Consider the following 24,433-nt stretch of genomic DNA (forward strand, 5'->3'; position numbering starts at 1 on the left):
CGGATGCCCGCGGTCTCAGGCGCGCAGCCAGACCGCGGTGTCCGTCGGCAGCCGCCCGTCGTCGTCCAGGGGACCGCTGCCGAGCAGGAGGCCGGTGTGCGGGGGCAGGTCGGCGGGCGTGCCGGCGAGGTTCACCACGCACAGCACGTCCTCGGCGCGGGTGAAGGCGAGCACGCCGTCGGGGGCGGGCAGCCAGGTGAGCGGCCCGTCGCCGAAGACCGGGCGGAGGCGGATCGCCGCGCGGTACAGGGCCAGCACGGAGGCCGGGTCGCCCTGCTGCCGGTCGACCGCGTACGACGCCCAGCCGGCCGGCTGCGGCAGCCAGGGCTCCTGCCGGGAGCCGAACCCCGCGTACGGCTCCCCGGCGGCCCACGGCAGCGGCACCCGGCAGCCGTCCCGGCCCGGGTCGGTGCCGCCGGAGCGCGCGTGCATGGGGTCCTGGATGCGCTCGACGGGCACCTCGGCCTCGGGAAGGCCGAGCTCCTCGCCCTGGTAGACGTAGACCGAGCCGGGCAGGGCCAGTGACAGCAGGGCGGCGGCGCGGGCCCGGCGGGTGCCGAGCGCGAGCTCGGTGGGGGTGCCGAAGGCCTTCGTGGCGAAGTCGAAGCCGGTGTCGGCCCGGCCGTAGCGGGTCACCGTCCGGGTCACGTCGTGGTTGCACAGCACCCAGGTGGCGGGCGCGCCCACCGGGGCGTGCTCGGCGAGCGTCTCGTCGATGGCGGCGCGCAGCCGGGCCGCGTCCCACGGGCAGGTCAGGAAGGAGAAGTTGAAGGCGGTGTGCAGCTCGTCGGGGCGCAGGTAGCGGGCGAAGCGCTCGCTGTCGGGCAGCCACACCTCCCCCACGAACACCGCCCCGTACGCGTCGGCGATCGACCGCCAGGCGCGGTACACGTCGTGGAGTTCGTCGCGGTCGACGTACGGGTGCGGGCCGCGGCCCCCGGCGAGGTCCGGCAGGCGGGGGTCCTTCGCCAGCAGCGCGGCCGAGTCGATGCGCACGCCGGCCACGCCCCGCTCGAACCAGAAGCGCAGGACGTCCTCGTGCTCCCGGCGGACCGTTGGGTGGGCCCAGTTCAGGTCGGGCTGCTCCGGGGCGAACAGGTGGAGGTACCAGTCGCCGTCGGGCAGGCGGGTCCAGGCGGGGCCGCCGAACTCCGACCGCCAGTCGTTGGGCGGGAGTTCGCCCTGCTCGCCGCGCCCCGGGCGGAAGTGGAACAGCTCGCGCTCCGGTCCGCCGGCCAACGCGGCGCGGAACCAGGGGTGCTGGTCGGAGACGTGGTTCGGCACGATGTCGACGATCGTGCGGATGCCCAGTTCCCCGGCCTCGGCGATCAGCTTCTCGGCCTCGGCGAGGGTGCCGAACGCCGGGTCGATCGCGCGGTAGTCGGCGACGTCGTAGCCGCCGTCCTTCATCGGGGACCGGTACCAGGGGGTGAACCACAGGGCGTCCACGCCGAGTCCGGCGAGGTAGGGCAGACGGGCGCGGACGCCCGCGAGGTCGCCGGTGCCGTCGCCGTCGCCGTCGGCGAAGCTGCGGACGTACACCTGGTAGATGACGGCGGAGCGCCACCAGTCGGTCCGGGCGGGGGTGGGCTGTCCCACGGCGGGTGCCTTTCTCTGGGGTGGAGGGCGGTGTCAGCCCTTGGTGCTGCCCGCGCCGATACCGGCGATGACGTGCCGCTGGAAGACCAGGAACAGGGCGACCACCGGGAGGCTGGCGATCACCATCGCGGCGACGAGCACGGTCAGCGGGATGTTCTGCGACAGCTGCACCAGCGCCACGCTGATGGGCTGCTTGCCGGTGTCGGAGAAGACCATCAGCGGCCACAGGAAGTCCTGCCACACGGCGACCAGCGCGAAGATCGACACGACGCCGAGCACCGGTCGTGACATCGGCAGCACGATCGACCACAGGACGCGCAGCCGCCCGGCGCCGTCCAGTTCGGCGGCCTCCAGCACGTCCCGCGGGAGCTGGTCGAAGAACCGCTTGAGCAGGTAAAGGTTGAAGGCGTTGGCGACGGCCGGCAGCCAGATGGCCAGGGGGTCGTTGAGCAGCCCCAGGTCCGCCACCGTCAGGTACTTCGGCACCACCAGGGCCTGTGCCGGGACCATGAGCGTGGCGAGGATGCCGCCGAGGACCAGCCGGCCGAAGACGGGCCGCAGCCGGGAGAGGGAGTACGCGGCGGCCGTGCAGAACACCAGCTGGCACACCCAGGCGCCGGCCGCCTGGACGAGGGTGTTGCCCAGGTGGGTGGGGAGCTGCATGAGCTCCCAGGCGTCGGTGTAGCCGCGCAGCCGCCACTCCTCGGGGACGAGGGTGGGCGGGGTGCGGGCCGCCTCGTCCGGGGACTTCATCGCGCCCGTGACCATCCAGTAGACGGGGAACAGGAACGCGAGCGCGAAGAGCAGGACGACGCCGGTGAAGACGGTCCAGTACACGGCCCTGGCCCGGGGGCGGGCCAGGACGGCCGGGGAGACCAGGGTGCGGGTGCCGCTCATGCGTCCTCCTCGCCGGAGCGGGTGAGCCGGAGGTAGGCGGCGGAGAACAGGCCGAGCAGCGCCAGCAGCATGACGCTCAGGGCGCAGGCCCCGCCGAAGTCGTTGTAGAGGAAGGCGTACTTGTAGATCAGGTACAGGACGGTGACGGTGGCGTTCTCCGGGCCGCCGCCGGTGATCACGAACGGCTCGGTGAAGACCTGCATCGTCGCGATGATCTGCAGCAGCATCAGCATGAGGATGACGAACCGGGTCTGCGGGACCGTGACGTGCCGCACGCGCTGGAGCAGGTTCGCGCCGTCCAGTTCGGCGGCCTCGTACAGTTCGCCCGGGACGGACTGGAGGGCGGCGAGGTAGATGAGCACGGTGCCGCCCATGTTGGCCCAGGTGGCGACGAGGACCAGCGAGACCAGGGCGGTGTCGGCGCCGTTGGACCAGTTCGAGGTGGGCAGGTGCAGGAAGCGCAGCGCCTCGTTGGCGAGGCCGGCTCCGGGGTCGTAGAACCACTTCCACAGCAGGGCGCTGACCACGGGAGGGATCATCACCGGCAGGTAGACCACGATCCGGAAGAACGCCTTGGCGTGCCGGAGTTCGTTCAGGACCAGGGCCAGGACGAACGGGACGGCGAAGCCGATGAGCAGGGCGAGCAGGGTGAAGGTGAGCGTGTTGCGCCAGGCGGCGGCGAACTCGGGGTCGTGCACGACGCGGGTGAAGTTGGCGGTGCCGACCCACTCGGCCCCGGTGCCGGGCGTGTACTCCTGGAAGGCGATCACGACCGCGCGGATCGCGGGGTACCAGGAGAACAGCGCGAAGCAGACGAGTCCGCCGAGCAGGAAGGCGTAGGCGCGGCCCTGGTCGGCGAGGCGGCGCCGCCGGTCCGCCGGCGGCGGGGCCTGGGCCGGTCGCGCCGCGGGGGCCGGGGCGCGCCGCCGTTCGGCCGTCTTCATCGGTGTCAGCCCCGCGCCAGGATGCCGTCGATCTTGCCGGAGGCGTCCTTCAGGAGCCGGTCGATGTCGGCGTCCTCCTGGGTGAGGACGGCGGAGACCACGCCGTCGAGGACGGAGTAGATCTGCTGGGCGTGCGGCGGCTCGATCTTCGTCTCCAGTCTCCGGCTGCCGTCCAGGAACGGCCGGTAGTTCTCCACCGGGACGTTGGCGTGGGCCCTCTTGACCCGCTGGTCCTCGGCGTCGGCGGCGCCGGTGAACAGCCGGGGCTCGGGCAGGCCGACCGGGGCGCCCTTCTTCTTCGCGCGGGCGTAGTCGCCGAGGAAGCCGTCGCCGGGGGTGAGGAACATGTGGTCGAGCCACTTCAGGGCGGCGCGGATCTGCGCGGGGGTGGCCTTCTTGTCGACCATGTAGCCGTCGCCGCCGATGAGGGTGGCCTTGCCGCCGGGCATGGGGGCCAGGGCGATGTCCTCGTAGTCGGCGCCCTTCTCCTTGACCAGAACGGGGATGTTGTCGGGCGCGGCGAGGTACATGCCGAGCTTGCCGGCGCCCATCATCTGCTGGACGTCGTTGATGACGAGGAGCTGCTTGCTGCCCATCGAGCCGTCCGTCCAGCGCATGTCGTGCAGGGTGCGCAGGACGGCCCGGCCTTCGGGGGTGTCGACGGTCGCCTTCTTCCCGTCGGCGCTGACGACGTCGCCGCCCCGGGAGTAGAGCTCGGCGGTGAAGTGCCAGCCGCCCTGGTTCTGGGCGCTGTAGTCGGCGTACCCGACGGTGCCGTCGCCGAGGGCGGCGATCCTCTTCGCGGCGGCGCGGACCTCCTCCCAGGTGGCCGGCGGGCGGTCCGGGTCGAGGCCGGCCTTCTCGAAGAGCTCCCGGTGGTAGACCAGGCCTATCGAGTAGCCGGTGCGCGGGATGCCGTAGACCTTGCCGTCGACGGTGTAGATGTCGCGCAGCCGCCGCTGGAGGGTGCCGTAGCTCTTCAGCTCCTTGAGGTACGGGGTGAGATCGGCGGCCTGGCCGATGTCGACGACGTGCCGGGCGTCGGTGAAGTAGGTGTAGAAGACGTCCTCCATCTGGCCGCCGGCGAGCTTGGCGTCGAAGGTCTTGGGGTCCTGGCAGGGGAACGCGTCGTGCGGGACCACGTCGATGTCCGGGTGGGCCTTCTCGAAGGCTGCGACGTCCTCCTCGAAGAAGGCCCGGTCGACCCGGGCGCTCCTGGGCGGCATGCAGTTGACGGTGATGCGGGTCCTGCCGCTCGCGGAGTCGTCGTCGGAACCGCAGGCGGTCAGGGCGAGGGAGAGGGCGAGGGCGCCGGACGCGGCGACGGTACGGCGGATCCCGGTGCTGGTCATCGGCGGACTCCTTGGGGCAGGAGCGGACCGCCCCCTGGGACGGGAGCGGTGGGCGTCGCACACTCAAGCACCGCCGACATCTCGCCGCAAGATATCGCGCAGAGTTTGTAATTATTCGACAGGAGTGCGGAGTTCAGGCGCGCGGTGCTTGCGCCGTGGATCCGCGCACCACCAGCTCCGGCTCGAACAGGAGCTCCTCGGCCGCCACCGAACCGCCGCTGATCTGCGCGTTCAGCAGCTCCACCACGGCCCTGCCCATGGCCTCGATGGGCTGCCGGACGGTGGTGAGCGGGGGTTCGGTGCAGTTCATCAGCGCGGAGTCGTCGTATCCCACGACGGAGATCCGCGACGGCACGTCGAGTCCCTTGCGGCGGGCGGCCCTCACGACGCCGAGGGCGAGCGGGTCGCTGGCGCAGATGAAGCCGGTGACCCCCTGGTCGATCAGCCGGCCGGCCGCCGCGTGACCGCCCTCGATGGAGAACATGGCCCGGGCCACGTACGCGTCCGGCACGTTCCCCACGGCCCGCGCGGCGGCCAGTTTGCGCGCGGAGGGCACGTGGTCGCCGGGGCCCAGCACCAGGCCGATCCGCTCGTGCCCGAGCGAGGCGAGGTGCCGCCAGGCCTGCTCCACGGCCACCGCGTCGTCGCAGGAGACGCCCGGGAAGCCGAGGTGCTCTATGGCCGCGTTGACGAGGACGACCGGGATGTGGCGCTCGGCGAGCTGCCGGTAGTGGTCGTGCGGCGCGTCGGCCTGGGCGTACAGGCCGCCCGCGAAGACCACGCCGGAGACCTGCTGCTGGAGCAGCAGCGTCACGTAGTCCGCCTCCGAGACCCCGCCCCGGGTCTGCGTGCACAGCACCGGCGTGAGCCCGAGCTGGGCCAGCGCCCCGCCGATGACCTCGGCGAACGCGGGGAAGATCGGGTTCTGCAGCTCGGGCAGGACGAGGCCGACCAGCCGGGCGCGCTCGCCGCGCAGCTGGGTGGGCCGCTCGTAGCCGAGGACGTCCAGGGCGGACAGCACGGCCTGCCGGGTGGCCTGCGAGACCCCGGGCTTGCCGTTGAGCACCCGGCTGACCGTGGCCTCGCTGACCCCTACCTTCTTCGCCACCTCGGCAAGTCGTCGCGTCATGGACGCAAGGCTAGCGCAAGTAACGCAAGTTTTTTGCGTAAAGCGCGCAAGCGGCGGCGGTGAGGGGGGCGGCGCGCCGTGCCCTCAGTCGGCGGCGGGGACCACTCTCAGGTGCGAGGCCGCGCGGCGGGTCCCGCGGACCCGGGCCGGGGCGCGGCGCGCCTCGCGCAGCACCAGGGTCCACCGCGCGCAGCCCGTCCGCCGCAGCGTCCGGGGCGCCTCCACCACGATCCGGCAGTCGGTGGCGCCCCAGCGCGGATCGGGGTGCAGCAGCGGGCGCACGGCGCCGTCGTGCTCGGCGGCCTCCGCGCCGACCGCACGGATCCAGTGCGGCAGGCCGTGCCGGTAGGCGGCCTCCATGATCGGGTCCTGGGCGATGTCGCGGCGGACGGACTGCAGCGCGTGGTCGTGGCCGTGCCGCTCCAGGGCGGCGGCGAACTGCGCCAGCATCGGCAGGCACCAGCTGGACTCGTGGTCGCCGAGGACGGTGGCCGCGTCGGGGTGGAAGAGGACGAACCGCAGGAAGTTCTCGCCGGGCATGGCCGTCGGGTGCGGTCCGACGGCGGCGAAAAGTGTCCGGAACGCGCTGTTGGCCAGGACCACGTCCCAGCGGCGGTCGACGACGAACGACGGGAACGGGACGGCCTCCAGGAAGGCGGTGTAGTCCTCCAGGTAGGCCTGGTCCTCGGGAGTTTCGGGCACGGACCGCGGTACCGGCCGCGGCCCTCCTGCCTGATGTGCCATCGGGAGGTCACCCCTCTTGCCTGTGCGGCCTCGACGCGGCCGCCCCGATCCTGCTGCCCGGACGCGAGGCATGTCAACTATCGTGGCATTTCATGCCTGTTGACGGCTGAAATAGGCCACAGTTGTGGCGAGACCTGGATGTGAGTTCGAGGCACCCGCTACTCTCCGGGAAGTTCACGGCAACCGCATGTGAGAAGCCTGCTTGTGAGAGACCTGTGAGAGACGTAGGAGATCTGTCGGTGACAGGTGGCTTCGAGGGTCCGGGCACCACGCCGACGGCCGCGCTGCCGGCCGTCGTCTCCCGCGTCGCCGCGCTCGCCGACCGGCTCGGCGTGCCGCATCACGAGGTCTTCGACGTCGGCCGCCTGTCCGTCGCCTCCGGTGTCCCGGAGCCCGTGGTGAAGGCCCTGCTGAGCGGCCGTCCCGCGGGCGAGCCCGACGTGCAGGCCCGCTTCGTGCAGCGCCTGGACCTGCTGCGCCGCACCCGGCTCAAGCCCAACGGCCGCCGCTACACCCAGCAGGAGATCGCCGACGGCGCGGGCATGTCGCGCCAGCAGGCCGGTGCCCTCATCAACGGCGACCGGCGGCCCACCATGGAGCACTGCGACGCCATCCAGCGCTTCTTCCGCGTGCACGCCGGCTTCCTGACGGCCGAGGACCCCGAGGCCCTCGCGATCGCCCTGCAGCACACCGAGCAGGAGCTGCTGCAGAACCTCGCCGACCGCGAGCGCAGGGCCGCCGAGGACGACCCGCTGGAGCGCCTGCTGCAGGACCACGGGGTGCGCGGCATCGCCTGGCGAGCCGCCCAGCTGCCCACCGACCAGCACCGCGACAAGGTCGCCGAGTGGCTGGACATGCTCCTGGAGAGCGTCAAGCGGCCCGAGTCCTGACGTGGGGAGAAGCGTGGGCATCGGTAGGAACATGCGCCGCCTGTGCGCCGAGCTGGTCACGGAGCTCACGCTGCCCGCCCCGGCCCGGCCCGCCGACCTGTACGGCGCGCTGTGCGACGCCATGAGCCGGCGCCGGGGCCGCCCCGTCCAGTTCCGTACGGCCGCCTTCCCGCCCGGCACGGCCAGCGGGCTGTGGCTCGACATGACCGACCGGGACCTGGTCGTGGTCGAGGAGCGCACCGCCCCCGACCACCAGTTGGTGATCCTGGGCCACGAGCTGTGGCACATGACGGCCGGGCACTGCGGGCACCACGTCGGGGGCGCGGCGGTCGCCGCCCGCCTGCTCGGCGACGACCCCGACGAGGACGCCCTGCGGGCGACCGTCCTCAGGGTCGCGGCGCGCACCCGGTTCGACCTCGCCGACGAGCGGGAGGCGGAGAGCTTCGGCCTGCTGCTGGCCAGCAAGTGCCGCACCTGGCTGGCCGGTTCGGAGCTGCGCGGCCCGGTGCAGCGCGACCGGCTGGCCGGGCGGATCGAGGCGTCGCTGGGGTACCTGGGGTCGTCGCACGGCTGACCGGCCCCCGCCGTCCGCGGGGTCGCGTCGCGCTGATCGCGCGGGGGTCGCCTCCGCCGAGCGGGCGAACCCCGCACGCCGCGTCCTCGCCCGATCGGGGCGGGCGGCGGCGGGCGGGGCGGGATTGTCAGTGGGGGGCGGCAAGCTGGTGGGGCGCCGCCGTGCACGGGGGCGTGCGGGTCCTGGGACGGCCGTCTCCTGCGGCGGCCGTGTCCGGGGCGCGTTGACGGATCACGCCGACACGGGGAGAGCCGACGGATGCCCACCGCCGTACTGACCGACCGCGAACGCACCGCAGTCCAGGCCTATCTGCGGCTGCTGCACACGGTGCGCGCCGCCTTCGACGCCGCGTCCGGCCCGCCCGGCGCCGCGCTGCCCCCGGTCGTCCCGCCGTCCGTCCTCGCCGAGGCCGAGCGGGCGCTGCGGCGGGCGGGGCTGGCCGGCAACGAGGAGGAGTTCTTCCGGCTGCTGCGCGCCTGGTGCCCGGAGGGGTGAGAGCCGCCCCGGCCGCCCGGCGGGCTCAGCCGTGCGGGACCGAGACCGCCGTCACGACCAGGCCGCGCCCGGCGGTCCACCGGCCCCGGAAGTGCCCGAGGCGGCGGCCGCCCACCGTCGGCCCCGGCACGAGGAGGTCCGCGCGGAAGCCGCCGGCGGGCCGCTCGCCGGGGTCCGCGTGGATCTCGATGTCGGCCTCCGTGAAGTCCAGCCACAGCCCCGTGAGGGGGAACCAGGCCTTGTACACGGACTCCTTGGCGCTGAACAGCAGCCGGTCCCAGTGGACGTCGGGCCGGTCCGCGGCCAGGCGGCGCAGCCGCTCCGCCTCCGCGGGCAGCGCGACGGAGGACAGCACCCCGTCGGGCAGCGGCCCGTGGGGTTCCGCGTCGATGCCGACGGAGGCCAGGTCGGCGGCCCGGACCAAGGCGGCGGCGCAGTAGCCGTCGCAGTGGGTCATGCTGCCGGCCAGCCCGTCCGGCCAGCGCGGCGCGCCGCGTTCCCCGGGCAGGACCGGCTGCGGCGGCACGCCGAGCTTGTCCATGGCGCGGCGCGCGCAGGAGCGTACGGCGGTGAACTCCCGGCGCCGCTTGGCGACCGCCCGCTCCACCAGGGCCGCCTCCTCGGGGTACAGCGGCGCGTCCGCTCCGTCGTCGCCGTACGCCTCGACGGCGACCACGGAGTCGGGCAGCAGTTCCTCGATCACCGGTCTTCGTCCTTCCTCGGCAGGATGCGGCGCAGCCGCCCCGGCGGCCCGGGGCGGCTGCGCCACTCGCGCGGGTAGCCCACCGACACCTCCTCGAAGCGGACGCCCTCGTGCCAGGTGGTGCGCGGGATGTGGAGGTGGCCGTAGACCATGGTGTGGACGGGGAACCGGCGGTGCCAGTCGGCGGTCAGCCGGGTCCCGCACCACATGGCGAACTCGGGGTACCAGAGCACGTCCGTCGGATGCCGGTCCAGCGGATAGTGGTTGACGGGGACGACCGGCAGTCCGGCGGGGAGCGCGGCGAGCCGGCGCTCGGTCTCGGCGACCCGCGCCCGGCACCAGTCCTCCCGGGTCGGGTACGGGTCGGGGTGGAGCAGGTACTCGTCGTTGCACACGACGCCGGTGCCCTGCGCGTACGCCAGGCCCTCCTCCTTGGTGGCGCAGCCGGGCGGCAGGAAGGAGTAGTCGTACAGCAGGAACAGGGGTGCGACGGCGACCGGGCCGCCGGGGCCCTCCCAGACGGGGTAGGGGTCCTCCGGGGTGACGACGCCGAGCTCGCGGCACATGTCGACCAGATGGTCGTACCGGGCGACGCCGCGCAGGGTGACGGAGTCCCTCGGATGGGTCCACAGCTCGTGGTTGCCGGGCGCCCACACGACCTTGGCGAAGCGGCCCGCGAGCGTCTTGAGGGCCCAGCGGACGTCCGACACGGTCTCGGCGACGTCACCGGCCACCAGCAGCCAGTCGTCCTCGGACTCGGGGCGCATGGCCTCGACCAGGGCGCGGTTCTCCGCGTAGCCGATGTGCAGATCGCTGATGGCCCACACCTGGCCGCCGCCATCGGCCGTCGACGTCACCTTCCGCCCCCTCCGCGCGCGAACGTCCCCACGAGATCACATCCGCGCCGCCGGGACAAGGCGGCCCCGCCGCGGCGGGCGGCGCCCGGCCCTGTCCGGATGAGCATGATCAAGGCGGTCATGATCGGAAAATCCGTAACACGTACGTTGCACGAGGCGGCCCGCCGAAGCCGTATGATCTGCCCCAACACCACCGCTGCGAACGTCCCTTCACTCAGGGGCGGTTTGGTGTCCCTCCCTTCCTCCTGCCCGGGCACGGGCTGCTCCGCCCTGCCCGCGAACCGTGAAAGGCGGCCTGCATGGTCTCTCGCGTACGCGTCTGGCTCAACCGCACGTACGCGGAGAACGTGTTCTTCATGGACCAGCTGCGGAGAAATCCCAGCGACCGGGCCGTGGAGATCCACGCGACGCACGGTGACCCGGACTCCCCCGTGCTGGCCGCGGCCGACACCGCCGAACTGGAGCCCGAGGGCCTGTCCCCGGCGGCGTACGTCGAGTACGCGCTGGACCAGTGCACGCGGCGCGGCATCGACGTGTTCGTGCCCCGGCTGCACCAGGCGGCGGTCGTGGCGCACCGCGCCGAGTTCGCGGCGGCCGGCACCGCGCTGCTGGCGCCGCCGCCCGAGGCGGTGGCCGTCTTCCACGACAAGGTGATCGCCTACGAGGCCGTCCAGGCCATCGGCGTGCCCGTGCCGCCGTGGTGGCGGGTCCGTTCGGCGGACGAACTCCTCACCGCCGTCGAGGCGTTGGAGGCGGGCGGCCACAAGGCGTGCTTCAAGCCGGCGTCGGGTGCGGGCGGGGTGGGCTTCCGCGTGATCACCCGTTCCCCGTTCTCGCTCGCGCAGCTGGAGGGGTTCCCGAGCCCGTACGTGCCGCTGGACCTGGTGCTGGAGGCGGTGCACCGGGCGGCCGAGCCGGTCGACTGGCTGGTGATGCCGCGTCTGGAGCAGCCGGAGGTGTCGGTGGACTGCCTGACCGGCCCGGACAACCGGATCCGCCTGGCGGTGGGCCGCACCAAGAACGGCCGCCGCCGGGGCTTCACCCTGGACGAGCGGTGGCTGGAGCCCGCCCGGCGGATCGCGGAGGGCTTCGGCCTGCACTACCTGTCCAACATCCAGTTCCGGATGTACGGCGACCGGCCCGTGCTGATGGACGTCAACACCCGCCCGGCCGGCGGGCTGCACCAGCTGTCCCTGTGCGGGGTCAACGCCCCGTGGGCGGCGGTGCAGCTGGCGCTCGGGGAGGACCCGGGCGAGGTGGTGCCGCCGTTCCTCGGGCAGGACTACACGGTGGTGTCGGGGCCGCGTCCGCTGCGGCCGGTGTCGGCGCCGCAGCTGCGGCCGGAGGCGGCGCAGCCCCTGCTGCCGGCCGTGCCGGCCCAGGTGGGCGCCGCGACCGGGGCGGAGCCCCAGGAGCAGGAGCAGGCGCAGGCGCTGCCGCTGTAGGGACCGGTGGGGTACGGGGGTTCCCCGTACCCCTGCGGCGTTCTCCTCAGCCGCCGTCGGCGCGCCGCAGGCGCAGGGTGAGGATCTGGAAGGGGCGCAGCGCGACGGGGACCCCTCCCGCGCCGTCGGTGTCCGCGTCGCCCAGCGGGCGTTCCAGGAGGTCGGTGACCTGGGCTCCGGCGAGCGGGAAACCGGTGTGCAGGGTGCCCCGGGCACGGCCGCCGCGGGACTCGTAGAGCCGTACGACGACGTCGCCGGAGGCGTCGTCGGCGAGCTTGACCGCCTCGACGGTCACGCCCCGGCCGGTCACGGAGACGACGGGCCGGGGCGCGCCCGCCGCCCGGGCCACGCGCAGCGGGAGGTTGAGGGCGTAGCCCTCCGCGACGGCGTCCGCGATGTCCGCGCCGGGCAGCAGGGCGTAGGTGAAGCGGTGCCGGCCCTGGTCGGCCCGCGGGTCCGGGACGCGCGGGGCGCGGACCAGGCTGAGGCACACCGTGGTGGTCGTCCCCCCGTCCGCGCGGACCGTGCGCGAGACGTCGTGGCCGTACGTCGAGTCGTTGAGGACCGCGACGCCGTAGCCGGGTTCGCCGACGTGCACCCAGCGGTGGCCGGAGACCTCGAAACGGGCCGCCTCCCAGCTGGTGTTGGTGTGGGTGGGGCGCTGGACGTGGCCGAACTGGATCTCGGCGCAGGAGTACGGGGCCCGGACGTCGACCGGGAAGCCCGCCTTGAGGATCTTCTCGCTCTCGTGCCAGTCGAGGTCGGTCGCGATGTCGACGCGGGGGCTGCCGGCGCGCAAGGTGATCGTCTGGGTGATGCGGGAGCCCGTGCCGAAGGGGCGCTCGACGCGGATCGCGCCCACCAGCGGGTCCGCGCCGGCCACGGTGACCGACGCGCCGTCCCGCAGGTCCGTGCGGCGGTTGCGGTAGTGCCGGTCGATGTCCCAGGCGTCCCAGTGGTTGGGCAGGTCGGTGTGGAGGCGCAGCAGGTTGCCCGGGCCGGCCAGGACCTCGCGGTCCGCCCGCAGGTCGCGCACGGAGGACAGCGTGCCGTCCTCGGCGACCTCGACCCGGACCAGCCCGTTGTCGAGGACGCGGCCGGTGACGGCCACGGGGTGCGGGGGTCCGGCGGGCACCAGGGGCGCGCTGCCGTTCGCGGGCACCCGTACGTACGCCGGTGTGCCCTCGGGGGTGCGGACCACCTCGGCGCGGTCGTACGGGCCGGTGTTGAAGACCCGGGGTCCGCCGGCGCCCAGGGCGGTGATCGCCTCGGTCGTCAGCGCCTCCAGTTCCCGCGCCACCCGGGCGTGCTCGGCCTCCGCCTCGCGGTGCACCCAGGCGATGGAGGAGCCCGGCAGGATGTCGTGGAACTGGTGGAGCAGGACCGTCTTCCACAGGCGGTCGAGCCGCTCGTACGGGTAGCGGTAGTCCGGCGCGTGCAGCGCCGCCGTCGTCGCCCACAGCTCGGTCTCGCGCAGCCGGTGTTCGGAGCGGCGGTTGCCCTGCTTGGTGCGGGCCTGGGTGGTGGAGGTGGCGCGGTGCAGCTCCAGGTAGAGCTCGCCGTTCCAGACGGGTGCGTCCGGGTACTCCTCGCGGGCCTGCGCGAAGAACGCGTCGGGGTGCTCGACGACGACCTTCGGCGAACCCTCCAGGTCGGCGAGCCGGCGCGCCCGCTCCATGATCTCGCGGGTGGGGCCGCCCCCGCCGTCGCCCCAGCCGAAGGGGGCCAGGGAGCGCGTTCCACCGCCCTTCTCCGCGTAGTTGCGCACCGCGCGGGCCATCTCCTCGCCGCTGAGGCGGGCGTTGTAGGTGTCGACCGGCGGGAAGTGCGTGAAGATGCGGGTGCCGTCGATGCCCTCCCACCAGAAGGTGTGGTGGGGGAAGCGGTTGGTCTGGTTCCAGGAGATCTTCTGGGTGAGGAACCACTCGTTGCCGGCCAGCCGGGCGAGCTGCGGGTAGGCGGCGGTGTAGCCGAAGGAGTCCGGCAGCCAGACGCCCTTGGTCTCGACGCCGAAGTGTTCGAGGAAGAACCGCTTGCCGTGCACGAACTGGCGGGCGAGGGCCTCGCCGCCGGGGAGGTTGCCGTCGGCCTCGACCCACATGCCGCCGACGGGCGCCCACTGGCCCCGCTCGACCAGCTCCCCGATCCGCTCCCACACGTGCGGGTGGTGGTCGCGGACCCACGCGTACTGCTGGGCCTGCGAGCAGGCGAAGACGAGGTCGTCGTACTCGTCGGCGAGCGCGGCGACGTTGGAGAAGGTGCGGGCCGTCTTGCGCTTGGTCTCGCGGATCGGCCACAGCCAGGCGGAGTCGATGTGGGCGTGCCCGACGCCGGAGACGGTGTGGCGCTGGCGTGGGCGGGCCTGGCGAGGACCGGCGCGAGCACCGCGCGGACGGCCGGGGCGCTGCCGGAGACGTCGTCGAGGTCGAGGGCGTCCATGGCCCGGTCCAGGGCGTGCAGGATCTCGTGGCGGCGCGGCTCGTGCTCGCCGAGGTGGACCATCAGTTCGCGCAGCACCTGGAGGTCCAGGTCGAGGTGCCAGACCTCTTCGTCGAGGACGGCGAGGTCGGCGCGCCGGAACACGTACAGGGGCGCGTCGCCCGCGGTCAGGACGTCGCCCAGCGGGGTGGGGGCGGCGAAGCCGTTCGCCAGGATGTCGGGGTTGGAGGCGGCCTCGACGAGGTAGTGGACCTCCTCGCCGCCGGCGGCCGGCCGGGCCACCGGCACGTACTGGTTGAGCGGGTTGACCGCCTTGAGCGGGGTGCCGTCGGGGCGGTGGACCAGCGCCTCGGCCTGGTTGCCGGGCGCGCCGCCCGTGAAGCCGAGGTCGATGACGGCCTCGACGCGCCGTCCGGCCCAGTCGGCGGGCACCCGTCCGCGCAGCCGGAACCAGGTGGTGCCCCAGGGCGGCCCCCACGGGGTGCCCGGGGCGAAGGGCGCGTAGGGGGCGGCCGCGGCCTCCGCGAACGGGACCGGTTCGCCCGGCGCCTGCCACGCCCCGACCGCGCAGGGGGCGGTGGCCGCGTAGGTCGCGGGCCGGACGCGCTGGGTGTGCAGGCGGGCGACGCGTTCCTCGATCAGGCGGCGTTCGTCGTGCATGCGGACCCCTCCTGACGGGGCTACGTGAGGTAGGCGAGACCGGGGTGGACGGCGGTGTAGCCCTCGACGAGGCGCCGGGCCACGTGGACGGAGTCGACGAGCGGGTGCAGGGCGAAGGCCTTCACGGCCGTGGCGCGGGAGCCCGACTCCGCGGCGGCGAGCACCTCCCGCTCGACCGCCTTGACCGCGAGGACGAGCCCGGTGGCGTGGCCGGGCAGGGGGTCGGCGGCGAGGGGGTGCGCGCCGTTCGCGTCGACGAGGCAGGGCACCTCGACGACGGCCTCGGGGTCCAGGGCCGTGAGGGTGCCGCGGTTGCGGACGTTGAGGATCAGGGTGGTGCGCTCGTCGCGGGCGACGGCCCGCATCAGGGCCAGGGCCACCTTCTCGTAGCCGCCGGACAGGTCCTCCTCGTCGCGTTCGCCGGCGCCGGCGGTCTCGCGGTTCTCGGCCATGTAGGTGGCCTCGCGTTCGGCGCGGGTGCGGTTCCAGAGCTCCAGGGCGGGTGCGCCGGGGTCCCCGGCCCGCTCGTAGAACCGGGTCTGCTGGTCGTGCAGGAAGGCACCGCGGGTCCGTTCGGCCCGCTGGTAGGCGCGGACGGTCTCCCGGTTGAAGTAGTAGTAGTGCAGGTACTCGTTGGGGATCGCGCCGAGCGAGCGCAGCCAGTCGGCGCCGAAGAGCCTGCCCTCCTCGACGGAGCCGAGCAGGCCGGGGTCGGCGAGCAGCCGCGGGAGGACGTCGCGGCCGTCGACGCGCAGACCGCGCACCCAGCCGAGGTGGTTGAGGCCGGCGTAGTCGACGAACGCCTCGCGGGGGTCCGCGCCGAGCGCGCGGGCGATCCGGCGGCCGAGGCCCACGGGCGAGTCGCAGATGCCGATGACGCGGTCGCCGAGGTGCCGGGACATGGCCTCGGTGACCAGGCCGGCGGGGTTGGTGAAGTTGATGACCCAGGCGTCCGGGGCGAGGCGGGCCACGCGCCGGGCGATGTCCACGGCGACGGGGACGGTCCGCAGGCCGTAGGCGATGCCGCCCGCGCCGACCGTCTCCTGGCCGAGGACGCCTTCGGCGAGGGCCACGCGTTCGTCGTCCGCCCGGCCCCGCAGGCCGCCGACCCGGATCGCGGAGAAGACGAAGTCGGCGCCGCGCAGGGCCTCGTCGAGATCGGTGGTGGTGGTCACGGCGGGCGCGTCCGGCACTCCGGCGGCCTGGTCCGCCAGCACCCGGGCGATCGCCCGCAGCCGGCCGTCGTCCAGGTCGTGCAGCACCACCCGGGTGACCCTGCCCTCGGCGCGGTCCCCGAGGAGCGCCCCGTACACGAGCGGCACCCGGAACCCGCCGCCGCCCAGAATCGTCAGCTTCACGTCTGCACCCTTCCCGCCTCGGCGGCCGCGACGCCCGCCGGCCCGGAGGGATCGTGTCACGCGGCCGGCGTCCGGGTGCTCCGCGGCGAGCCCGCGGGGCGGGACCCGCGCCGCCCCGGACCCCGTGCCGGGGCCGCGTACCGGCAGGTCACCGGCCGGTGCGTGCGGGGTACGGTGGGCCGCGTGACCGGTGAACAGCCGCTGCGGCCCCAGTCCCTCATGCTGACGTTCCTGGGCGACCAGGTGCTGGGGCGGGACGTGTGCGTGTACTCGGGCAGTGTCATCGACGTGTTCGCCCGGGCCGGGATCGGTGAGCAGGCGACCCGCTCGACCCTGACCCGCATGGTCCACCGGGGTCTGCTGCGCCGCCAGCGCGAGGGCCGCCGGATGTACTTCGGTCTGACGGAGCGGTCGCAGGCCGTGCTGCGGGACGGCGAACGGCGCATCTGGCGGACCGGCGCCGTGAACCGGACCTGGGACGGCACCTGGACGATGCTCGGCTTCTCGCTGCCCGAGTCCTGGCAGCGGCAGCGGCACGACCTGCGCGCGCGGCTGACCTGGAGCGGTTTCGGCCCGCTGTTCAACGGTTTGTGGATCGCGCCGGGCGAGGTCGACGTCTCCTCGCTGGTGGCGGAGCTCGGCCTGTCCGCCCACGTGAAGGTCTTCCGCGCGCACGCCGACGCCGGCACCGACATCGCCGCGATGATCGAGGAGACCTGGGAGCTGGCCGACCTGGCGGCGGGCTACGAGGCGTTCGTACGGCGGTGGCAGCCCCGGGAGGACGACGGCGCCGCCCCGGCCGGCGACGGGGAGGACGCCCGGCTCGCCGCGCTCGTGCTGCGGCTGCGGCTGCAGACCGAGTGGCTGGGGCTGGTCCGCCGCGACCCCCGGCTGCCGGTGAAGCACCTGCCGGACGACTGGCCGGCGGAGCAGGCCGAGAGGACGTTCCGCGCGGTGTACGACCGGCTCTCGCCGCTCGCCGCGGACGCCTCGCAGCGCCTCCTCGACCTGGTGCCCGTCCGGCACCCGGCGTAGCGCGCGACGCCGGGACCGACAGTAAAAGCAATGGTTGTTTTCGTCAATAATTTGCACTGATTACGGACCTCCGCCCTTTGATGTTGTGCAGATGATTGACTGCCGACGGGTTGGTGCCTAACTTCACCGGACGCCGGCAGTCCCCGTCGGCGCCCCGCCACGGCACCGGCCCCAGGGAGCTCGTCGTGCAGCCGTCCCGCCCTCCGTCCCCCACCCGACTCCCCGCCGACACACGGCAGTTGCGCCGCGTCGCCCTGTCCGGCCTGCTCGGCACGGCGGTGGAGTTCTACGACTTCCTCGTCTACGGCACGGTCGCCGCGCTGGTCTTCGGCGACCTGTTCTTCCCGCGGGCCGATCCCGCGGTCGGCACCGTCGCGGCCTTCGGCACCTTCGCCGCGGGCTACCTCGCCCGCCCGCTGGGCGGCATCGTCTTCGGCCACTTCGGCGACCGGATCGGCCGCAAGTCGATGATGCTGCTGACCATGCTCCTGATGGGCTGCGGCAGCTTCCTCATCGGCCTGCTGCCGACCTACGACGTGATCGGCGTGTGGGCCCCCGTCCTGCTGGTCGCGCTGCGGGTCGTGCAGGGCGTCGCCATCGGCGGCGAGTGGGGCGGCGCGACCCTGATGGTCGTCGAGCACGCCGAGCACACCCAGGGCGCCCGGCGCGGTCTGTGGTCCGGTTTCACGCAGCTCGGCGCGCCGCTCGGCTCCGTCCTGTCGGCGGGCGTCGTCACCCTCGTCTCCGCCCTGCCCGACGAGGAGTTCCGCTCCTGGGGCTGGCGCGTGCCGTTCCTGCTGAGCGTCGTGCTGCTCGGCGTCGGCCTGTTCGTCCGCCTCAGGGTCGCCGAGAGCCCGCTGTTCACCCAGGCGAAGGGGGAGCCGCCGGCCGGGCCGCCGGTGGTGGAGCTGCTGCGCCGGCCCCGGCCCGTGCTGCTCGCCGCGTGCGTCGGCATCGGCGCCTTCACCGCCCAGTCGCTGCTGACCAGCTTCATGATCAGCTACGCCGTCGACCGGGGCTACACCCGGCCGCAGGTGCTGACCGCGGTGACCGTCGCCTCCTGCGTGGCGCTCGCCGTGCTGCCCGCCGCGTCCGCGCTGTCCGACCGGGCCGGCCGCCGCCCCGTCGTCCTCGCCGGCGCCGTCGCCTCGGCCGCGCTGGCCTTCCCCGTCCTCGCGCTGGTCGACTCCGGCTCCCCCGGCCTGCTGGTCCTCGCCCTCGCCCTCGGCCACGGCGTCGCCCAGTCCACCATGTACGGGCCGCTCGGCGCGCTGCTCACCGAGATGTTCGGCACCCGCGTCCGCTACACCGGCGCCTCCCTCGGCTACCAGGCCGCGACCCTGGTCGGCGCGGGCCTCTCCCCGCTGGTCGCGGGCGCTCTCCTCGCCTCCACCGGCGGTGGCGGCACCCCGGTGGCGCTGCTGCTGTGCGCGGGCGCCGCGGTCACCGCCGTGACGGTGTGGCGGCTGCGCGAGACCCGCACCGACCCGCTCGGCGCCCCCGCCGTCCCCGCCCCCGCCCCCACCCCGGAAGGGACCCCCCGTTGAGGATCCGCCTCGTCCTGTCCGCCCTCGCCCTGTGCGCGGCGACCGCGCTGCCCGCGCACGCCGCCCCCGCCGGCACCCACCTGGAGGGCCGCCTGCCCTCGGGCGCCGCGTACGTGATGGACGTACCGGCCGCCTGGAACGGCACCGTCCTGCTCTACAGCCACGGCTACACCCCCGCCGGGTCCCCCAACCCGGCCCGCAACAGCCCCGGTCAGGCCGTGCTGGACCATCTGCTCGGCGAGGGGTACGCGCTGGTCGGGTCCTCGTACGCGACGACCGGCTGGGCCGTCACGGAGGCGGTGCCCGACCAGCTCGCCACGCTGGACGCGTTCACGGACCGGTTCGGGCCGGCGCGGCGCACCCTCGCCTGGGGCACCTCCTACGGCGGGTTCGTCACCACCGTGCTCGCCGAGCGGCACGCCGACCGCTTCGACGGCTCCCTGGCGATGTGCGGGCTGGTGCAGGGCGGGGTGGCGAACTGGAACAGCACCCTCGACGCCGCGTTCGCGCTGCGCACGCTGCTCGCCCCGGACGCGGACATCCCGCTCACCGGCTTCGCGGACCAGGCGCGGGCGTCCGGCGCCGCCGACGCGCTCACCGCCCGGGTCGACGCCGCCCAGCGGACCCCCGAGGGCCGCGCGCGGATCGCGCTGGCCGCCGCCCTGTACCACGTCCCCGGCCACAACGACCCGGCGCAGAGCGAACCGGGTCCGGGGGACGGGGACGCCCGGCAGGCCAACCAGTACGCGGCCGTGCGGGGGCTGGTCCAGCTGCCCGCCTTCCGGTGGCGGCAGGAGGCCGAGCACCGGGCGGGCGGCAACCCGTCCTGGAACACCGGCGTCGACTACACCGCGCTGCTGCACCGGTCCCCGCTGTTCAAGGACGTCGCCGAGCTCTACCGGCGGGCGGGCGCCCCGCTCTCCGCCGACCTCGCCGCCCTCGGCCGGGCGCCCCGCGTGGCGGCCGACCCGGACGCCGTGCGGTGGATGCGCGGCACCAGCGTCCTGAGCGGCCGGCTCACCGACCCGCAGCTGTCGATCCACACGACCGGCGACGCGCTGATCCCCGTCCAGGCCGAGAGCGCCCACCGGCGGGCCGTCACCGCGGCGGGCTCGGCGGCGCTGCTGCGCCAGGCCTACGTCGACGGCCCCGGCCACTGCACCTTCACCACGGGCGAGACCACCGCCGCCCTGCACGCCCTGGAGCACCGCCTGGACACCGGCCGCTGGGACACCTCCGCCGGGTCCCTCAACTCCCGTGCGGAACGGGACGATCCGGCGGCCGAGGCGCGTTACGCCGCCTACCGGCCCGCCCCCCACCCCCGCCCCCACGACCTCGCCCACCCGGGAGACGCCCGGCCGTGACCGGCCCCACCGCGCCCGACCGGCTGCTGTCCGTGCTCGCGGCCTTCGACCACGAGCACCCGGCGCTGTCCCTGACGGACATCAGCCGGCGGGCCGGGCTGACCCTGACCACCGCGCACCGGCTGGTCGGCGCGCTCACCCGGTGGGGCGCGCTGGAGCGGGACGCGTCCGGCGTCTACCACGTCGGGCTGCGGCTGTGGGAGGTCGCCGCGCTCGCCCCGCGCGGCCTGGCGCTGCGCCAACTCGCCCTGCCTTACCTGGAGGACCTGTACGAGGCGACCCACGAGAACGTGCAGCTGGCGGTGCGCGACGGGCACGAGGTGGTGTACGTCGAGTGGCTGTCGGGCCGGTCCGCGGTCGGCGTGCACATCCGGGTCGGCGCCCGTTGGCCGCTGCACGCCACCGGCGTCGGTCTCGCGCTGCTGGCGCACGGCGGACCCGGACTCCAGGAGGAGTACTGCGCGGCCCCGCTCGCGTCCTTCACCCCGTACACGGTCACCGACCCGGCGCGGCTGCGGCGGGTGCTGGCCGAGGTGCGGCGCACGGGCGTCGCGGTCAGCGACCGCCAGGTCACCGCGGACGCGCTGTCGGTGGCCGCGCCGGTGCGCGGGCCGGACGGCGCGGTGGCCGCCGCCGTGTCGGTCGTGGTGCCGCATCCGGGCGCGCAGGTGCCGGTGCTCGCCCCGGCGGTGCGGCTCGCGGCGCGCGGCGTCTCGCGGGCGCTGGGCTGGCGGCCCGGGAGCGGCGCGGGGCCCGTCCCCTGACGCCGCCGCGGCCCGGGCGGCCCCGGCCCGGCGGACAGCAGCGGCGATTCACGCATTCATGGGGTGAACCGGCCTGCCCCGCACGGACTTTCTCCGCTTCACCTCTTGACGGCCGCAAGGGCGTGGAGCACATTGGCGGCACTTTGAGAGCGCTCTCAGAACGGTCCGGGGAGCGCGCCGAAGTCACCCGCGTCATCACCGTTCCGTACCGGAAGGCACCCCCACATGAGTGAAACCTCCGGCAGCCGCCGCAGACGGCGCCCGCTGCGGCGGGCGCTCGTCGCCGTGGTCAGCACGCTCGGCCTCGCGGCGGGCGGGGCCACGCTGGCGGCCCCGTCCGCGAACGCCTCCGCGCCGCCTCCCCCGTCGGGCTGGACCCAGGTCTTCGCCGACGACTTCGACGGGCCGGCGGGCTCCGGCGTCAACACCGCCAACTGGCAGTACGCCACCGGCACCGGCTACCCCGGCGGCCCCGCGGGCTGGGGCACCGGCGAGATCGAGACGATGACGTCCAGCACGAACAACGTGGCGCTGGACGGCAGCGGCAACCTGCGCATCACCCCGCGCCGGGACGCCGCCGGGAACTGGACGTCGGGCCGCATCGAGACCAACCGCACCGACTTCCAGCCCCCGGCCGGCGGCAAGCTGCGCGTCGAGGCCCGCATCCAGGTGCCCAACGTCACCGGGGCCGCGGCCAAGGGCTACTGGCCGGCGTTCTGGATGCTGGGCGCCCCCTACCGGGGCAACTACTGGAACTGGCCCGCCGTCGGCGAGCTGGACATCATGGAGAACACCCAGGGCCTGAACACGGTCTGGGCCACCATGCACTGCGGCACCTCGCCGGGCGGCCCCTGCAACGAGACCAGCGGCATCGGCGGTTCGACCGCGTGCCCCGGGACGACGTGCCAGGCGGGCTTCCACACCTACCGCATGGAGTGGGACCGCTCGACGAGCCCCGAGGAGATCCGCTTCTACGTCGACGGCGTCAACTACCACACGGTGCGCGCCAACCAGGTCGACGCGACCACCTGGAAGAACGCCACCGACCACGGCTTCTACCTCATCCTGAACGTGGCGATGGGCGGCGGCTTCCCCAACGCCTTCGGCGGCGGCCCCGACGCCGGCACCCAGCCCGGCCACTCGATGGTCGTCGACTACGTCCAGGTGCTGTCGGCCGGTGGGAGCGGTACCACGCCTCCGCCGACCGGCAACCGGGACGCCTACGGCACGCTCCAGGCGGAGTCGTACGACAGCCAGTCCGGCACGATCACCGAGACGACGACCGACTCCGGCGGCGGCCAGAACATCGGCGCGCTGGCCAACGGTGACTGGGCGCTCTACAAGGGCGTCAACTTCGGCTCCACGGCGGCCCGTCAGTTCAGCGCCCGGGTGGCGAGCGGCGCGGCCTCCGGCGTGAGCGGGCTGGTGGAGGTCCGGCTGGACAGCCGCACCAGCGCGCCCATCGGCAGCTTCGCGGTGGGCAACACGGGCGGCTGGCAGTCGTGGCGGACGGTGCCCGCGAACATCAGCGGGGTGACGGGCACGCACGACGTGTACCTGACCTTCACGAGCGGGCAGCCGGCGGACTTCGTCAACGTCAACTGGTTCACGTTCGGCCGCTGAGCGGCGTTCGCGGCGAGGGCCCCACGCGGGTGCGCGGGGCCCTTCGCCGTTGCTCCGGGGGACGTTCGCGCCAGGGCGGGGTCCTGTGCCGTGCGGGCGTTCCCGTGGGCGCGGAGCCCCCTGCCGTGCGGGGCGCGGGGAAGGGGCCGGCGGGGGCACGGAAATGGGGGTGCGGGGCCGGTGGCGGCCGTGCCAGGCTCGGCCGGATGAACCGTGCACAGCTCTCCCGGCTCGCCCACGCGGACCACCCGATCGCGGCCCCGCTCGGCGACGACTCGGTACGCCGTCTCCTGGAGCACGGCCTCCCGCGCCCCGACGCCCGTGTCCTCGATCTCGGCTGCGGGGGCGGGGAGTGGCTGCTGCGCGCGCTGGCCTCGCACCCGGGGGTGCGGGCGGAGGGCGTGGACAGCAGCGCGGAGGCGCTGGCGGACGCGCGGCGGGCCGCGCACGCCCGGGGCGTGCACGAGCGTCTCGTCCTGCACGAGGGGGACGCCGCGGGCTTCGCCTCCCCCCACCGGTTCGACCTGGTGCTCTGCGTCGGGGCGGCGCACGCCTTCGGCGGTCTGCCCGGCGCCCTGGCGGCGGCCCGGGGACACCTGGCCCCCGGCGGACGCGTGCTGGTCGGGGACGGCTTCTGGGCCGGTGCGCCCTCACCGGAGGCGGTCGGCCTGCTCGGCGAGCTCGCCGACCTGCCGGCCACCGTGGACCGCGTGACCGGCGACGGCTGGGTGCCGGTCCACGGGCACGTCAGCACCCGCCGGGAGCTCGACGCCTACGAGTGGGCCTGGACGGGGTCGCTGGCCTCCTGGGCCCTGGACCACCCCGACGACCCGGACCACGCCCGAGCGCTGGCGACGGCCGAGGCTCACCGCACCGAGTGGCTGCGCGGCTACCGGGACTCCTTCGGGTTCGTCTGCCTGGTGCTGCGCCCGGCCCCCGGGACCGCCTGAGCGGCCCCCGACCGCCACCCCGCACCACCTCCCCGGACCGCCCGGACCGGCCCCGCCGGAGCCCTTGCCGGCACCCGGAGCCCTTACCGCAGCTCCTCCCGGAACGCCGCCGGCGTCCTGTCCGTGTGCTGGTGGAAGAACTTGGAGAAGTTCGCCGCGTCGGGGAAGCCGACCGCCGCGCCGACACGGCCGATCGGCAGGTCGGTGTGGGCGAGGAGGCGTTTGGCCTCCAGGACGACGCGTTTGCCGATGAAGGCCTTCGGGGTCTCGCCGGTGGCCGCGCGGACCGCGCGGACGAGGGTGCGGCGGGAGTAGCCGAGCGCGTCGGCGTAGGCGCTGACGCTGTGGTTGACGGGGAAGTCCCGTTCCACCGCGTCCCGGAAGCGCGTGAACGCCGTGTCGGCCGGTGTGCGCGCCGCCTGCGCGGCGCCGGCCGCCAGGTGGGACAGGCGCAGCAGGAACGCCGTCAGGCAGTGGCGCAGGACCGCGGTGTGCGGGCCCAGCGGCAGCGTGGCGGTGTCCTCGTACTCGCGGCGCAGCTGGGCGAGGGCCGCCTCCAGGCCGGCCAGCTGTGCCGCGTCCGGGTGCAGCAGGGGCGGCAGGTCGTAGCGGTACAGGCCGGTGGCCTCGACCGTGGCGGGGGGCAGGAAGCCGGGCTGCATGGTCAGCACGGTTCCGCGGTACTCGCTGGTCCGCGAGAAGCGGTGGACCTGCCCCGGGCGGATCCACAGCAGGTCGCCGGCGGTGGCCTCGTACTCGACGAAGTCGACCATGTGGCGGACGGGGCCGTCGCCGAAGAGCAGGACGACGTGGAAGTCGACGCGGTGCACGCGCTCCAGGGGCGCCCGGGCGTGCCAGGTGCGGCCGTCGCCCATCGGGCCGACCTGCATGCCGACGCCCAGGACGCTCAGATCGACAGGGAAGGGGAAGGTTCTGATCCCGCCGCCGCCGTCGTCCTCGCCGTCGTCCTGCGTGGTTCTGTCCGCCATGTCCGTGTCGTGCCGCCCCGCTCGCGTGTCCGGTGTCCCACTTTCACCACAGGCTGGCACACCGTGACCTGGCCA

The 24,433-nt window shown here is 74.4% G+C and carries 20 protein-coding genes and 1 pseudogene; 10 read left to right on the forward strand and 11 right to left on the reverse strand.

What is annotated here, in order from left to right; all coding sequences use genetic code 11:
• Positions 1-15 precede the first annotated feature (15 nt).
• The 6 genes from ACIF8T_RS21095 to ACIF8T_RS21120 form a co-directional block, all read right to left on the reverse strand.
• Positions 16-1,599 carry an alpha-amylase family glycosyl hydrolase gene (locus ACIF8T_RS21095; protein ID WP_400037183.1) on the reverse strand — a complete coding sequence of 528 codons (1,584 nt, stop codon included), beginning with the start codon at positions 1,597-1,599 and terminating at the stop codon, positions 16-18.
• A 33-nt stretch (positions 1,600-1,632) separates the two neighbouring features.
• Entirely contained in the window at positions 1,633-2,496 is an 864-nt protein-coding gene (locus ACIF8T_RS21100; protein ID WP_400037185.1) for a carbohydrate ABC transporter permease, read from the reverse strand.
• Positions 2,493-3,440, reverse strand: a complete 948-nt coding sequence (locus tag ACIF8T_RS21105) for a carbohydrate ABC transporter permease (protein WP_400037187.1) — start codon at positions 3,438-3,440, stop codon at positions 2,493-2,495. Before ACIF8T_RS21105 ends, ACIF8T_RS21100 begins: the two co-directional genes overlap by 4 nt.
• Before the next feature lie 5 nt (positions 3,441-3,445).
• Positions 3,446-4,792 carry an ABC transporter substrate-binding protein gene (locus ACIF8T_RS21110; RefSeq protein WP_400037189.1) on the reverse strand — a complete coding sequence of 449 codons (1,347 nt, stop codon included), beginning with the start codon at positions 4,790-4,792 and terminating at the stop codon, positions 3,446-3,448.
• Between the two features lie 133 nt (positions 4,793-4,925).
• Complete coding sequence (locus ACIF8T_RS21115) at positions 4,926-5,921, reverse strand: LacI family DNA-binding transcriptional regulator (RefSeq protein WP_400037191.1); 996 nt, start codon at positions 5,919-5,921, stop codon at positions 4,926-4,928.
• An 84-nt stretch (positions 5,922-6,005) separates the two neighbouring features.
• The gene (locus ACIF8T_RS21120; protein ID WP_400037193.1) at positions 6,006-6,665 is read right to left on the reverse strand and encodes a hypothetical protein; all 660 of its coding nucleotides are present in this window, start codon (positions 6,663-6,665) and stop codon (positions 6,006-6,008) included.
• 239 nt (positions 6,666-6,904) lie between these two features.
• Here ACIF8T_RS21120 and ACIF8T_RS21125 point away from each other — a divergent pair, with 239 nt between their 5' ends.
• The 3 genes from ACIF8T_RS21125 to ACIF8T_RS21135 all read left to right on the forward strand — a co-directional run bounded on the left by ACIF8T_RS21125 (position 6,905) and on the right by ACIF8T_RS21135 (position 8,624).
• On the forward strand, positions 6,905-7,555 hold the full coding sequence (locus tag ACIF8T_RS21125) for a helix-turn-helix domain-containing protein (protein WP_400037195.1): 651 nt from the start codon (positions 6,905-6,907) through the stop codon (positions 7,553-7,555).
• Positions 7,556-7,586: 31 nt separating this feature from the next.
• The gene (locus ACIF8T_RS21130) at positions 7,587-8,129 is read left to right on the forward strand and encodes a toxin-antitoxin system, toxin component (protein ID WP_400037591.1); all 543 of its coding nucleotides are present in this window, start codon (positions 7,587-7,589) and stop codon (positions 8,127-8,129) included.
• Positions 8,130-8,387: 258 nt separating this feature from the next.
• Positions 8,388-8,624, forward strand: coding sequence for a hypothetical protein (locus ACIF8T_RS21135; protein ID WP_400037197.1), 237 nt, complete (start codon positions 8,388-8,390; stop codon positions 8,622-8,624).
• A 25-nt stretch (positions 8,625-8,649) separates the two neighbouring features.
• Here the strand turns inward: ACIF8T_RS21135 and ACIF8T_RS21140 are convergent, their stop codons facing one another.
• Together ACIF8T_RS21140 and ACIF8T_RS21145 are read right to left on the reverse strand one after the other, a co-directional pair.
• A complete protein-coding gene (locus ACIF8T_RS21140; RefSeq protein ID WP_400037199.1) occupies positions 8,650-9,327 on the reverse strand; it encodes a 4'-phosphopantetheinyl transferase in 678 nt (225 codons plus the stop codon).
• Entirely contained in the window at positions 9,324-10,184 is an 861-nt protein-coding gene (locus ACIF8T_RS21145; protein WP_400037201.1) for a metallophosphoesterase family protein, read from the reverse strand. Before ACIF8T_RS21145 ends, ACIF8T_RS21140 begins: the two co-directional genes overlap by 4 nt.
• A gap of 299 nt (positions 10,185-10,483) precedes the next feature.
• On the opposite strand from ACIF8T_RS21145, the gene ACIF8T_RS21150 reads away from it, so the two are divergent.
• Entirely contained in the window at positions 10,484-11,629 is a 1,146-nt protein-coding gene (locus ACIF8T_RS21150; RefSeq protein WP_400037203.1) for an ATP-grasp domain-containing protein, read from the forward strand.
• A 46-nt stretch (positions 11,630-11,675) separates the two neighbouring features.
• Here ACIF8T_RS21150 and ACIF8T_RS21155 read toward each other — a convergent pair.
• Positions 11,676-14,728 (reverse strand): annotated as a pseudogene (locus ACIF8T_RS21155) (glycoside hydrolase family 38 C-terminal domain-containing protein).
• Positions 14,729-14,748: 20 nt separating this feature from the next.
• Positions 14,749-16,086 (reverse strand): 6-phospho-beta-glucosidase, encoded by a 1,338-nt coding sequence (locus tag ACIF8T_RS21160; protein ID WP_400037205.1) that lies wholly within the window; start codon positions 16,084-16,086, stop codon positions 14,749-14,751.
• Positions 16,087-16,269: 183 nt separating this feature from the next.
• Here ACIF8T_RS21160 and ACIF8T_RS21165 point away from each other — a divergent pair, with 183 nt between their 5' ends.
• From ACIF8T_RS21165 to ACIF8T_RS21190, 6 genes are all read left to right on the forward strand, one after another.
• A complete protein-coding gene (locus ACIF8T_RS21165) occupies positions 16,270-17,121 on the forward strand; it encodes a PaaX family transcriptional regulator C-terminal domain-containing protein (protein ID WP_400037207.1) in 852 nt (283 codons plus the stop codon).
• A gap of 185 nt (positions 17,122-17,306) precedes the next feature.
• Complete coding sequence (locus ACIF8T_RS21170; protein WP_400037209.1) at positions 17,307-18,668, forward strand: MFS transporter; 1,362 nt, start codon at positions 17,307-17,309, stop codon at positions 18,666-18,668.
• Positions 18,665-20,032, forward strand: coding sequence for an alpha/beta hydrolase family protein (locus ACIF8T_RS21175; protein ID WP_400037211.1), 1,368 nt, complete (start codon positions 18,665-18,667; stop codon positions 20,030-20,032). The genes ACIF8T_RS21170 and ACIF8T_RS21175 overlap by 4 nt, the downstream gene beginning before the upstream one ends.
• The gene (locus tag ACIF8T_RS21180) at positions 20,029-20,796 is read left to right on the forward strand and encodes an IclR family transcriptional regulator (protein ID WP_400037213.1); all 768 of its coding nucleotides are present in this window, start codon (positions 20,029-20,031) and stop codon (positions 20,794-20,796) included. The genes ACIF8T_RS21175 and ACIF8T_RS21180 overlap by 4 nt, the downstream gene beginning before the upstream one ends.
• A gap of 225 nt (positions 20,797-21,021) precedes the next feature.
• Positions 21,022-22,419, forward strand: coding sequence for a glycoside hydrolase family 16 protein (locus ACIF8T_RS21185; RefSeq protein ID WP_400037215.1), 1,398 nt, complete (start codon positions 21,022-21,024; stop codon positions 22,417-22,419).
• Between the two features lie 206 nt (positions 22,420-22,625).
• Entirely contained in the window at positions 22,626-23,369 is a 744-nt protein-coding gene (locus tag ACIF8T_RS21190; RefSeq protein WP_400037217.1) for an SAM-dependent methyltransferase, read from the forward strand.
• An 83-nt stretch (positions 23,370-23,452) separates the two neighbouring features.
• Here ACIF8T_RS21190 and ACIF8T_RS21195 read toward each other — a convergent pair whose 3' ends face one another.
• On the reverse strand, positions 23,453-24,358 hold the full coding sequence (locus ACIF8T_RS21195; protein ID WP_400037218.1) for an AraC family transcriptional regulator: 906 nt from the start codon (positions 24,356-24,358) through the stop codon (positions 23,453-23,455).
• Positions 24,359-24,433: the final 75 nt, after the last annotated feature.

The organism is Streptomyces sp. NPDC085946 (genome assembly GCF_044540485.1).
Taxonomy (GTDB): Bacteria; Actinomycetota; Actinomycetes; order Streptomycetales; family Streptomycetaceae; genus Streptomyces.